This is a genomic window from Pseudovibrio sp. Alg231-02 (assembly GCF_900143565.1).
GTDB lineage: Bacteria > Pseudomonadota > Alphaproteobacteria > Rhizobiales > Stappiaceae > Pseudovibrio.
This window is the reverse complement of the sequence record NZ_FREX01000006.1, coordinates 105,656-117,987: the sequence shown is the minus strand read 5'-3', so window position 1 is coordinate 117,987 and position 12,332 is coordinate 105,656. Positions and strand designations below refer to the sequence as shown.

12 protein-coding genes are annotated in these 12,332 nt (G+C 53.6%); 6 read left to right on the top strand and 6 right to left on the bottom strand.

Annotated elements, in window-relative coordinates; all coding sequences use genetic code 11:
• Window positions 1-13: 13 nt before the first annotated feature.
• The 3 genes from pheS to DHN43_RS16580 form a co-directional block, all read right to left on the bottom strand.
• Complete coding sequence (pheS, locus tag DHN43_RS16590) at window positions 14-1,096, bottom strand: phenylalanine--tRNA ligase subunit alpha (RefSeq protein ID WP_108819353.1); 1,083 nt, start codon at window positions 1,094-1,096, stop codon at window positions 14-16.
• 504 nt (window positions 1,097-1,600) lie between these two features.
• The gene (locus DHN43_RS16585) at window positions 1,601-2,062 is read right to left on the bottom strand and encodes a hypothetical protein (RefSeq protein WP_108819352.1); all 462 of its coding nucleotides are present in this window, start codon (window positions 2,060-2,062) and stop codon (window positions 1,601-1,603) included.
• 9 nt (window positions 2,063-2,071) lie between these two features.
• Window positions 2,072-2,338 carry a hypothetical protein gene (locus tag DHN43_RS16580; RefSeq protein WP_159096896.1) on the bottom strand — a complete coding sequence of 89 codons (267 nt, stop codon included), beginning with the start codon at window positions 2,336-2,338 and terminating at the stop codon, window positions 2,072-2,074.
• A 1,550-nt stretch (window positions 2,339-3,888) separates the two neighbouring features.
• Here DHN43_RS16580 and DHN43_RS16575 point away from each other — a divergent pair.
• On the top strand, window positions 3,889-4,161 hold the full coding sequence (locus DHN43_RS16575; protein WP_108819350.1) for a hypothetical protein: 273 nt from the start codon (window positions 3,889-3,891) through the stop codon (window positions 4,159-4,161).
• 257 nt (window positions 4,162-4,418) lie between these two features.
• Here the strand turns inward: DHN43_RS16575 and DHN43_RS27230 are convergent, their stop codons facing one another.
• Window positions 4,419-4,589, bottom strand: coding sequence for a hypothetical protein (locus tag DHN43_RS27230; protein WP_193777025.1), 171 nt, complete (start codon window positions 4,587-4,589; stop codon window positions 4,419-4,421).
• A 92-nt stretch (window positions 4,590-4,681) separates the two neighbouring features.
• Between DHN43_RS27230 and DHN43_RS16570 the strand changes: the two genes are divergently transcribed.
• Window positions 4,682-5,542, top strand: coding sequence for a LysR family transcriptional regulator (locus DHN43_RS16570; RefSeq protein ID WP_108819349.1), 861 nt, complete (start codon window positions 4,682-4,684; stop codon window positions 5,540-5,542).
• Between the two features lie 64 nt (window positions 5,543-5,606).
• Here the strand turns inward: DHN43_RS16570 and DHN43_RS16565 are convergent, their stop codons facing one another.
• Complete coding sequence (locus tag DHN43_RS16565) at window positions 5,607-5,975, bottom strand: PH domain-containing protein (RefSeq protein WP_108819348.1); 369 nt, start codon at window positions 5,973-5,975, stop codon at window positions 5,607-5,609.
• A gap of 370 nt (window positions 5,976-6,345) precedes the next feature.
• Between DHN43_RS16565 and DHN43_RS27070 the strand changes: the two genes are divergently transcribed.
• The 4 genes from DHN43_RS27070 (at window position 6,346) to DHN43_RS16550 (ending at window position 11,052) form a co-directional block, all read left to right on the top strand.
• Entirely contained in the window at window positions 6,346-6,522 is a 177-nt protein-coding gene (locus DHN43_RS27070) for a hypothetical protein (RefSeq protein WP_159096894.1), read from the top strand.
• Complete coding sequence (locus DHN43_RS16560) at window positions 6,519-8,390, top strand: AAA family ATPase (protein ID WP_108819347.1); 1,872 nt, start codon at window positions 6,519-6,521, stop codon at window positions 8,388-8,390. The genes DHN43_RS27070 and DHN43_RS16560 overlap by 4 nt, the downstream gene beginning before the upstream one ends.
• A 240-nt stretch (window positions 8,391-8,630) precedes the next feature.
• Window positions 8,631-9,170: a hypothetical protein gene (locus tag DHN43_RS16555; RefSeq protein WP_108819346.1), complete on the top strand. Its 540-nt coding sequence runs from the start codon at window positions 8,631-8,633 to the stop codon at window positions 9,168-9,170.
• Window positions 9,163-11,052, top strand: coding sequence for a phage terminase large subunit family protein (locus tag DHN43_RS16550; RefSeq protein WP_108819345.1), 1,890 nt, complete (start codon window positions 9,163-9,165; stop codon window positions 11,050-11,052). Before DHN43_RS16555 ends, DHN43_RS16550 begins: the two co-directional genes overlap by 8 nt.
• Here the strand turns inward: DHN43_RS16550 and DHN43_RS16545 are convergent.
• Window positions 11,049-12,305 (bottom strand): hypothetical protein, encoded by a 1,257-nt coding sequence (locus DHN43_RS16545; protein WP_108819344.1) that lies wholly within the window; start codon window positions 12,303-12,305, stop codon window positions 11,049-11,051. The genes DHN43_RS16550 and DHN43_RS16545 overlap by 4 nt on opposite strands.
• Window positions 12,306-12,332 lie beyond the last annotated feature (27 nt).

Below are 12,332 nucleotides of genomic sequence, written 5' to 3'. Positions count from 1 at the left end.
CGTTTGGACCAAATTACTTGGAAAGACCGGAGACCAGCGCTGGCATATCCAGCGGGCGGAAGCCGTAGTGCTTGAGCCAGCGGACGTCTGCATCAAAGAAGGCGCGCAGATCGTTCATGCCGTATTTCAGCATAGCCAGACGGTCGATGCCGATGCCCCATGCGAAACCCTGGTACACATCCGGGTCGAGACCACAGTTGCGCAGAACGTTGGAATGCACCATGCCGCAGCCGAGGATTTCCATCCAGTCGTTGCCGGTACCGATTTTCACTTCAGCGCCGGAGCGGTCGCACTTCACGTCCACTTCCATGGATGGCTCGGTGAACGGGAAGAAGCTTGGGCGGAAGCGCAGCTCTACATCATCCACTTCGAAGAACGCTTTGAGGAACTCTTCCAATGTGCCCTTCAGGTGGCCGATATGCGTGGTCTTGTCGATCACGAGGCCTTCCAGCTGGTGGAACATTGGTGTGTGGGTCTGGTCGCTGTCACAACGGTATGTGCGGCCCGGCATGATCAGGCGCAGCGGTGGCTCCTGAGATTTCATCGCGCGGATCTGCACCGGGGATGTGTGCGTGCGCAGCAACATGCGCTCGCCGTCTTCCTTCTCGTTGAAGAAGAAGGTGTCGTGCATTTCGCGGGCCGGGTGGCCTTCCGGGAAGTTGAGCGCGGTGAAGTTCAGCTCATCCGTCTCGATGTCCGGACCTTCAGCAACGGAGAAGCCCATGTCAGCGAAGATGGCGATCAGCTCGTCAGTCACCTGAGAAATCGGGTGAATGCGGCCTTCTTCTGCCGGAGTGGTGCGCAGTGGCTGGCTCACATCAACGGTTTCAGAGGCGAGGCGCGCGTTGAGTGCCTCAACCTTCAACACGTCTTTACGAGCGGTGATAGCATCACCAACGCGGTTTTTCAGGCCGTTGAGCGCAGGACCCATTTCCTTGCGCTCTTCCGGGCTCATTTTGCCAAGCGTTTTCAATTTTTCAGAAACGCTGCCCTTTTTGCCAAGGGCGGCAACGCGCACGTCTTCCAGTGCGGCTTCGGAGTCAGCACCGGCAATCGCGGTGTTAATCTCGGCTTCGAGTGTTTCGAGGTCGGACATAATCCCTCAAGGGTTTGGATGTGCCAGCAGCTGATTGGGACCTGAGTCCCAGCCGGGCAAATAAAATTCGTGGAGGTCTTTTAGCGAATGCTGGCAGCGCAATAAAGGGGCTGATTGATAATCAGCCTCTTAGATTTCCTCAATACTCCCGTTTTTCAGCGGAAACTGAGGAATTACGATAAAAACACCCGCTGGGGCTGCTCGTGGAATGGCACGCCCTGCCCCGCTGCCTAAACGCTCTTGCCTGAATGAAGACGCACAAACGGGCGAGCACATTAGCTCTGCAGTGCGGTTCTCACTCATGCATTAGGAGCTTTTAAGCCAAGCGCATAAATCGCCCACACGCCGGACCATCATGGACACGGGCGGTGATTTTTACAGCGATGTGCATGCGCAGCGGCATTGGGAATCCTTTGAGGATTGGTGGTGGTGTGTGGAGGGTAACGGAAATGGCGGAGGATGGGAAGGGGAGCCAAAGTACATGAGCAACTTTAGCTCGTACCTCTAGGGCACTAACAACCCACAATTCTTCATTTGAATTTTCTTTTGCGCAGCATTTTTCTGGAGCATTTTTTTATCATCCCAGCTCAAACTTTTTTGTTCTGGTAGAGTACTTTCATACACATTTTCTATGATACCTGCCCACAAGACTCCAAGTCTAAACTCAAGCGATGGCCCTCCACTTAATCCTAGCGTTAAGCCAATTGGCATCTGGTTCCAATCTTCTTCAGCTACTTTTCCTTCAAGAAGACCGGAAAACAGCTTTGTCAATTCTTGATGCCCTTTCTCGAAGAACACCTCTCTTTGCTTGCTATCTTCTTTTGTGATTGATCCAAGAGCAGCGCATTCCCATAATGCGTAGCCAACTCTAGCCGTTCGCACATAGTCCTTAGCAAGCACAAACGTAGAAGTGCACAAAATCATAAACCCGAGAATTGATATTCTCAAAAACTGCTTCATAAACATAGGTTCTTCCTAATGATTTTGCTCAAGCAAAGAGCAAGTACCAATATCTAGAAAAACATCCTCATCTATACTCAAAATGTATCCCCTTATTCTCGAAAGAGTAAACCTGCCATTCTTTTGTGCCATATAGAGTTCACCAAGAGAGGAGTTACAGCTGATCTCTAACTCAGTGATCTCACAAAATCCTTTCTCGATGAGCTCCCCCTCCTTTGAAAACCGGCCATTTATCTTGGGATCAGGCAAAATGAGGATATTATCACGTTCTACTTCATCCATTCTCCTAATTAGGTAAACAGGGCGATTTGCAAACCTAGCTGGCTTCCAGCCCTGACCAGCTTCAAACCCTACAGATGACATTGTTACGCAACGGTATGTTTCAGCATTCGAAACACTTGAAAATGAAAGCAGTACTATAAACAGACTAAATAAATACGATCGCCTTACCATTACCAAACAAGCTCACCTAGTTTCTTAGTACTTTTCTGCATCATATTATGCAGAACTCAGAAAGAAATATTCTAGATAAGTACGGCTCCCCAATTATTTTAGATACACGAAACTACGTTAGTGGTTATGGATCCCGGGTCTTCGCCCGGGATGACACCGAGGGGACGTGGGGGTTTAAAGGGTGCGGCTCTGAGTGGAGGCATTGGTGCGAGGGCGTTGTGGTATGAGATAGGGCTGGTTTCCCAGTGAAAATGATGAGCAGAGTAGTCGCCTCTGGTGTCATCCCGGCCATTGAGCCGGGATCTATAACCACTTGCAGTGCTGATGTATGCAGGGAGGGAGACACGGCTTCCCCGAATTGCTTCTCCCTGTGACAGTGCGAGCTTCATTTGATGACTGAAGGTGTTTATTGAGGCGAAAGCAGAGGAAGATTGTGCTCTGTTGCTGCCTCTTGGTGTGCCCCATTGATACCGGGGGTATGGGTCCCGGGTCTTCGCCCGGGATGACACCAGGAGGGGATGTGGGGCTTCAGGGTTGTGGGCTCTGAGGGGAAGCATGGGGTGTGAGGGCACTGTGGTTTGAGATGGGCTGGCTTTGCAGTGGAACTGATGAGCAGAGCGTTCGCCTCCAATGTCTTCCCGGCCATTGAGCCGGGATCTATAACCACTTGCGGTGCTGATTTATGCAGGGAGGGAGACGAGGCCTCCCCGAATTGCTCCTCCCTGTGCCAATGCAAGCTTCATTTGATGGCTGAAGGTGTTTGTTGAGGTGAAAGCTGACGAAGATTGTGCTCTGTTGCTGCCTCTTGGTGTGCCCCATTGATACCGGGGGTATGGGTCCCGGGTCTTCGCCCGGGAAGACACCGTGGGGGCTGCTTTGCGTTTTATCGCGAGCACTATGGTTGGAGAGCTTTCGGGTGTTTGTGGTGAGGGCTTTGTTGATTGGCGAGTGTGGCGTTGGTGGTGAGGTGGAATGGGTCCCGGGTCTTCGCTGCGCTTCGCCCGGGATGACACCGTAGGGGCGGCGCCTTCAAACCGTTGAGGGAAGTCCCTCTCTGACCGTTGCAATAATGCATGAGTGGGGGAGGTTTTGGGTTTGGGCGTTGACAGGTTGTGGGGTTGTGTTTCACACTCATATGTGAGGCCTAGAAACCTCACGTCAGCGGTACCCGCTCCCGTAGTCTAGCGGTTTTTTTGTGCCTATCTATAGTGCGCAGACCCTTTGCTATGAGCGGGAGGGCGGTGAATACAACACCTCCTTCGGGGGGGAATAAGCTCGCCTGTCTGACTCAGGTTTCTAGCCTCCCGCTCGCCAGCGAGCCCTAGGAAGCTTTTTTGGCGTTGCGGATCTTCAACACCCTAGTCAGTAAGGGGATTGGAATGGACGATTCTGCATGCGCGGACAGCGCCACAAATACTATCGATAATGAGTTAGATGAAGTTCTCATCGCTGTTTCTGATCTTGAAAATCTTGCTTATTTTCAGCAGCTTGTGCTGAGTGAGCGGATGAACCAGAGCAGTGAGCGGGATGCTTTGTTCACTTTGCATTATGCCTTGCCAGACCGCATAGAAGCGTTGAGAAAGACCTGTGGGGTTCTACAGCAGGTCGTCGACCCACAACCGATCAGTACAACATTGACGCTTCTTGAGTAACGGGTTGGGCGCGGGGCGCTGAGCCCCCTGCCCTGTTCGGCTGCGTTAGCGCCTCTTCTCGTCATTCTACTCGATGTATGAGGTGTGCCTTTCACTGTGCCGGTGCAAAGTGGCGTTTCGCCGTGGGCGGAGCCTCACCACCCTTTGTCTGCCGCCCTCTCGTTTGTTGTTTGCCCGCGACCGGCATTCGCAAGCGCATGCACCCTGCTGGTCTGCGGTGAGTAACGCGCTCCGCAGGCCAGAGCTTTGTGCTGGTGTTATGGCGTAAAAATGCAGAACAGTATGAAGACGACCGCCATGATAGAGGCCAGCGCGATGTAATAGGGCCGCGCGCAGGCGCTGGCGTAGTTGGTGTAATAGTCTTCCAACTGCCGCGGCGTTGGGTTTGGTGGGTGTCTATCAGGTTCACGAAGTGGGAAAATCAACATTCTGGCTTCTTTTCTTTGAGGAGAACTAAGCCTATCTTTCCTTGTGTTCTTTCTGCCGGATAGCGGCCAAATTTCAAAAGCAGTTTTCAAAAATGAAGGTTCGATTGCTGGATAATCTCAATGCATTCCTCGTGCTTGCGGCTTGCGGTACGCTGAGTGAAGCCGCGCAGAGGCTGGCGTGTAGTCCGGCGACGCTGAGCCGCCGCATGCAGCAGCTGGAAGAGGATGTGGGGCTGAAGCTGTTTGATCGGGTGCAGGCCGGGTATGTACTGACCGAGGACGGGCGGGATGTGCTGGAGCAGCTGGAGCCGTTTCAGTGCGCCTATGCCGGGTTTGAGCAGTGGCTGAGCGCGAAGTCTCGCAGGCCGCAAGTTCGGGTTTCTGCCGGAAGCTGGACCATGAAGTTTCTCAGCATGCATATTGGTGCTCTGTGCAAGCCGGAGGACGGGTTTGAGGTGGTGTTCATTACCAGTGAGGACCGGCTGAACATCAAAAAACGCGAGATCGACATTGGCCTGCGCAGCTCAGCGCCTGCAGAGATCGGGCTGGCGAGCAAGCGTCTGCCACCCGTGGAGTTCGCGCCCTATGTAGCAGTGGGAGCTGATGCGGCGGTGGAACAGCGGTGGCTCGGCATCGCGCCGGAGTACGCCACGACAAAATCCTCACGCTGGTTGCTGGAGCAGCATGGCAGTGAGATGGTGATGCAAGTGAGCTCTCAACACACCCTGCTGGACCTGCTGTGCGCAGGCGCTGGCGCTTCCATTCTGCCAAGCTTTCTGGGGGATACGTCGCCTCACTTACGGCGATGCGGACCAGTGATTGAGGACCTGACGAAACACCAGTGGGTGACAATGCATGATGACCGGAGGCACCTGCCCGAGGTGCGGATGATGACCGACCGGATCGTCCAGGTGATTGAACAGCATCGCGGGCGGGGTGCTGGCGCGGTGTGAGTGCGCTGCATACCTGCGGTCTATCTCTTCAGCCCGCAGGTGAGCTTTGTAATCGGCCGATTGCTTAAAGGATGGCCTTCGCGATGTGACGGGAGATCTCAACCATCTCCTCCAGGTTGTAGAACCTGAACTTCACCTTCCCAAGCCCAGATATAACGAGGTCGAGCTCAACATCTGCGTCCAGCGTGCCAGCTGTCTCGACAGAATACGCCGTCACCTTCTTATAAGGGAGCGATGTGAAGTCACGCTTCTTGCCGGTAAAGCCCTGCACGTCGATTGGCATAACCCGTAAGTTTGTAAAAACAACGCCATCCCGACCAGTTGAATAAGAACCTAAAACTTCTTCCCCCTCAATCAGCAGCCCTGGCACCAGCTCTGCAAAGCTGTCATCTGATGACAACGAGAATTCGCTATGGACATCAAAATCTATCATTTAATCCTCACTCATAATTGCTCATGGCAATTACATCAACTTAAAATTGAATTCAACATTATGTGTGAGCGCTGAGAGCATCTGAAAATGAGAAACATCAGCAGCATGAGAACTGCCTGCGATGGACTAACTCAGCAATAAGATGTGATATCGGGAAGATTGGAAAGAAAAACGCAGAAAAATCGCCAGATGGCATCGAGTTATTCTGATTTTCAGGGGAATTAATGGCGGAGAGACAGGGATTAACCTGTCGACTTAAAATCAATGCTTTAGTTTGCCCAGCCTCGGCAACACCCCCACTGAAACTATTGGGCTTTTTCTCAAAACGACCAGCCCCTTTTTCTCCCTTCTCAGAGGGGAGGAAGCGGCCATGAACAGTCTGCAAACAGCCTCCCTGAATGTCCCGCAAGAGCTGAAGGCCATCGCCTATGAAGTGCGCAGGATCGGCACTCGCCGCAGATCAAATCCAGAGACGTTTCTAGTCGAGAAAGAAGAAGCCAGCGAACGCCTGCTGAAGCTCGCCAAAGTGCTGGAGCTTGTGCAGTGACAGACTTTTCGAGCTTCATAGAACCAACAGCAAAGCGGCTTCTCGGAGAAGCAACCAGCGCCTCTAGTCGCGAGCTGCGCTTTGGAACCAATGGCAGCTTGAAAGTAAACATTGCAGGTGAAGCCAAAGGCACATGGAAAGACTTTGAAGCGGACACAGGCGGAGGCGTCATCGATCTGGTGAAGCACGTCAACGGCGGCTCCAAAGAAGAAGCAGTAAACTGGCTCAAGTCAGAGTTTGGTGACTTTGCCGGACAGCCCCATGTCAGCAGCAAGGGAAAGGTTGTCGCCGAGTACGATTACCGCAATGAGGCCGGAGAGCTGCTTTACCAGGTCGTGCGCATGGAGCCAAAGACCTTCAGACAGCGCCGCCCTCTCCCCAATGGCGGATGGGAGTGGAAGGTCAAAGGCACACGCCTCATCCCCTACCGTCTCACAGAATTAACCGAAGCTCTCGCACTGGAGCGGCCCGTATACATCGTCGAAGGCGAGAAGGATGTAGACCGCCTTGCCAGCCTCGGCATCGTCGCAACCTGCAACCCGGGCGGCGCGAAGAAGTGGCCGAACCATTTCGCAGACTATTTCAAAGGCGCCCGCGTTTTCATCCTGCCGGACAATGACGAAGCTGGCAGCGAACACCGGGACATCGTCGCCAAGAACCTCCGCGAGGTTGCCGAGCGCGTGGCCGTGGTGCGCCTGCCAAACCTGCAAGCCAAGGGAGATGTTTCCGACTGGCTTGATCAGGGCGGCACCGTAGAGGCTTTCAACACAGCCACCGAAACCGCAGAAACATGGCGACCAACCAGAACACACTTTCCAACCATCTGGTTTGGAGAGGAAGACAACGCGCCTCCCCGCTCATGGCTCATCAAGAACATTCTGGCCTCAGGCGAAATGTCCGTCCTGTTTGGCCCCTCAGGCGTTGGCAAGAGCTTCATGGCAATTGACCTCGGCCTGCGCATTGCCGCAGACATGGAGTGGTTCGACAACCGTGTGAAGACTGGCACAGTCGCCTACATCGCAGGAGAAGGCGCGACTGGAGCCAGACAGCGCCTCAAGGCATGGCGCGAGCGGCACGGCATCACAGAGCGCATCCCGTTCGCCATGATCCCGACAGCCTTGGACATGCGCACACCGGAAAGCCCCGTCTCCCAGTTGGCGAATGACATTGCCAGCATTGGTGAGATGGCAGGCGCTCCCGTCTCTCTCATCATCATCGACACGCTCTCCCGCATGATGGCGGGCGGCACGGATGCAGACCCACGCGACATGGCGGCATTCATCGTCAATGTCGAAGAACTCAGAAAGAAAACCAATGCTCACATTCTCATCGTCCACCACACCGGAAAGGACAAAGAGCGCGGCATGCGTGGCGCGTCCACCCTGAGAGATTGCGCGGACACTGTGATTGAACTGGAACGTATTGGAGAAAGCGAAACCTGCCTCGCGACAATCGACAAGCAGAAAGACGGCGAAGACGGTCAGACCTTCCGCTTCACGCTCTCGCAAACGGTTCTCGGCCTTGATGAAGATGGCGATGAAATAACGTCATGTGTCATTGAGCCTGCGGATACGGGCGAGACAGAAAGAGGGCAAAAACCGAGGCTGCCTGCTTCTCAGGAGATTGCCATGCGGGCGCTTCAGGAAGCCGTGTGTGTTCACGGCCAAAAACCTCCAATCACTCCGGAAGAGATCCCCAAGGACGTGAACACCATCACCATCGAGTGTTGGCGTCAGCAAGCTTATCAAATGGGCATCAGCCCAACAGGATCATCAGAGGCACGCCGCAAGGCATTCAACCGTGCATTCCAAGGCCTGCAATTGAAAGGGAGAATAGGTGTTTATGACCCGTATGTATGGATACCGTGACAGACAGGACATACCGGGACATGTCCCGCAATGTCCCGATGTGTCCCGCTCAGGGGGCGGACACCGGACACCCCGTAGGGGGGTGTCCGGTGTCCGACAACCCCATCGCCTTTGCGGCGCTGTCCGGGTCCTTCCCACCAATGCTCAATACGGGTATGCGACATCCCACGCTTTGGTCACAGATCGTTTTGAAATTGCCTAAACGAAACAGCAGTTTAGAGAGGAATTTAGGGCTAAACCATGCATTCAGCGCATAGCTCGGGCGAGCAACAAATCAGCATTTTCGGGCAAGTTGCCGAGCCAGAGCAACGCACCGCAACCAAGGCACAATTCGCGGACATTCTGGGAATGTCCCGGGGTCGCGTGTCCCAGCTCATCAAGGAAGGCCTGCCAACGCTTGGCAACGGGCGGATTGATATCAAGCTGGGCAAAGCCTGGTACATCGCCAACACCAGCGCCGCCAAACGCAAGTCGCTGGTTGATGCACCTCCCCTCACCCCAAAGGGCGAGCTGGAGCGCATCAAGGCGGAGCTGGCAAAGCTGGAGCTGGAACGGGAGCTTGGCAACATCATCGACAAGCACGCCGCCCAAAAGGCGATCTTTGAGCGGGCCAGAGGCGAGCGCGATGCATGGATGGGCTGGGCGAGCCGCGCTGCCTCCACCCTCTCCGCCGAGCTGGGCAGCGATCCGCGAGAAACCTACGCCATCCTCGACCGCATCGTCCGTGATCACCTCGCCGACCTTGCAGAAACACCGCTGAAGGATCTTGCCAATGTCTGACCTCGCCACCACCACCGCCTCATGGGCAGACGCCATCTGGCGCGAGGCATTGGCACCGGAGCGACAGCTCACCGTCAGCCAGTGGGCGAACGCCTATCGCCAGCTGCCACCCACCAGCGCCGAGCCAGGGCGATGGAAAACCGAGCGCGTGCCGTATCTGGGCGAGATCATGGATTGCCTGTCCACTGCCTCTCAGGTGGAGCGGGTGGTGTTCATGGCGGGCGCTCAGGTGGGCAAGACGGAGGCAGGGCTGAACTGGATCGGATACGTCATCGACCACGCGCCAGGAATGATGCTGCTGGTGATGCCTTCGCTGGATATGCTCAAGCGCAACAGCCGCACGCGCATAGATCCGCTCATCAACGACACGCCAGCTCTCAAGGCCAAAGTGGCCGCACCAAAAACCCGCGAGAAGGGCAACACCATCGCCATGAAAAGCTTTGTGGGTGGTGAGCTGGTGATGACGGGCGCCAACGCCCCAACAGGTCTGCGCTCAACGCCCGTGCGCTACATCTTTCTGGATGAGGTGGACGGCTATCCGGTGGATGCGGATGGTGAGGGCGATCCGGTGGAACTGGCGATCCGGCGCACGGCGACATATGCGGGCAAGAAGAAGATTTATCTCTGTTCCACGCCAACCCTTTCCGGTGTGTCGCGCATCGAAAAAGCCTATGCGGAATCCGATCAGCGCAAGTTTTTTGTGCCTTGCCCCCATTGCGGCGCTCTGCAAGTCATCGCCTGGGCGCGGATCAAGTGGCCGGAGGGTGAGCCGCTGAAGGCAACCATGACCTGCGAGCATTGCGGGGAGCCGATTGAGGAACGCCACAAGCTGAAGATGCTGGCGCAAGGCCAATGGCAGGCGACGAAAGATGGGGATGGCCGCACGGCGGGGTTTTGGTTGCCGGGGCTGTATTCTCCGTTTGAGACGTGGGGCGAGATGGCGGCGGAGTTTCTCACCGTCAAAAGCGATCCGCCACGGCTGCAAACCTTCGTCAACACGCGGCTGGGAGAAGCCTATGAGGACCGCGACACCGCGCCAATTGAAGCAGAGCGCCTGTTGAGCCGCTGTGAGCCGTTTGGCGAGATCTTACCGGATGAGGTGGCGTTGATCACGGCGGGCGTGGATACGCAGGACGACCGGCTGGAACTGGAGATTGTCGGCTGGGGCAAAGGGGAGGAAAGCTGGAGCCTGGACTATCAGGTGCTCTGGGGTGATCCGGCGTTTCCGGAGGTGTGGAAGCAGCTGGATGCTGTGCTGTTGAAGCGCTACCCACACGTACGAGACGTGCCCCCTCTCCCCATTTCAGCAGTAGCGATCGACAGCGGCGGGCACAGAACGCCCAATGTTATGGAGTATGTGCAGCCACGCCAGAACCGCCGTGTGTGGGCGATCAAAGGGCGTGGTGGTCCGGGCATTCCCGCATGGCCCAAACGCCCGCCAAAGCTCAAGGCAGGTCAGCTGGCCCCGCTTTACATTGTCGGCGTAGACAGCCTCAAACACACGCTGATTTCACGACTGCGCATAGAAGCCGCCAGCGCGGGCTACTGTCACTTTCCTGAGGGGCGGGATCTGGACTACTTCCGAGGCATCACCGCCGAAAAGCCCGTTCGGGTCTACAAAGGCGGTGTTGCCAAAATCAAATGGGTGGCCGACAGCGGGGTCAGGAATGAGCCACTGGATTGCCGGATTTATGCCAGTGCGGCGCTACATGGATTGGCGGCGAGCGGTGTTCGGGTGGAGCAGGCTGTGAAGGCATTGGGAGAGAAGGCCATGAGGAAAGAGGACTGCACAAAGTTGCGCAGTCCTAACAAACAGGAGAACTCCGCAGCAAACCGGCGTCCTCAACGAAGGCAGACTGTCCAGTCAAGCTGGCTTGGCTAAGACACTTTGGTGTGCTTTTTGAGCATTTCCATTAAACTGTCGATTGGACTTATTAACCCTTCAAGCTGTTTCCCAAGCTGTTTAGAATTAAGATCTCCATGCTTTTCATTTGAAATCTTATAATTAAAGAATTTTTCTGCCATTTCAGTTCTTAAATTTGACTGTTGTTCTTCTGACAGTTGGGCCAAATATGGCTCAAATGCAGCCAATCTCAGACCGAGCGATCGTAAATCAATCTCGACTCGCCTATGTCGGCTCGCGATGCCACTCACAAAAAAAGCTGGAAGCAAAAACAGAGCTGCAACAGGAAGTCTTTTTATCAATGACATATAGTCATTAAGGTCAATATCATTAAAAAATACTAGAAGAATCAATGAAAGCGGAGAGGCAATATAGAGCCAAATTGCAACTTTCGAGAAAAATTTATATTCCTCTCTTTCATCTTTGGCTTGTTTAAGCAAATCACCTGACATCACATTTGAGCCTGCAATTCCATAGAGACCATTTATCTCTTTTACGAGCTCCTCTGACTTCTGTCTTGCATCAGTAACTCCATCTATCAACTCGCTTATCTGTTCTTCCAAGACAGAGCGACGTTCTTGGATGAAACTTGAATGATTTTGCTCTATATCATTTGAGATTTTCGTGAACCTCACTTCAAAATCATCTCGTTGAACCTTATTTTCTGCCCGAACTTGATCAATCACTCCGCTGAATTCAGTCTTGAAGACACCTGACAAGTTAGATATTTGCCCTTTTTGTTCGGAGAGCAACAATTGCAAGTCACTGATTTGTTTGTCTAACGTCGCTTGTCTCCTTTTAGAGGTAGCCAACTGTGACTTTAAGTGCTGCGCTTCTTTTTCAAAGCCTTCTGTTATTTCTTTTGTATTAATACGAGCCCGGTTTATGATTTGATCAACATCATCATTTTCTACGATAATATTTCGAGGCGGGCTAAATTTCAGAAGCAACTCATTAATTGGATTGTCATAGTCGGACAAAACTACTGACTGCGGGCTTTTCAGAAGTGTTTCACTTACAGAGTAAAGGTTATCGAGTCCCTTTAATAGAAATCTAACTTCAGCCTCTGAAAAGAGATTAGGTTCAGATTTTTGAAGGGACCAATTTAAGTATCTAACTTTATTAGCAAAGTTTAGAAGTTGAGGATTGTCAGTCTGGAGGATCGTTGTATTATTTTCTAGAATTTCTACTATCCGTAGGGCTTCACTGAACTGCTCATTTTCAGATTTCATAACACAACTTCCATCGATATGTTTTGG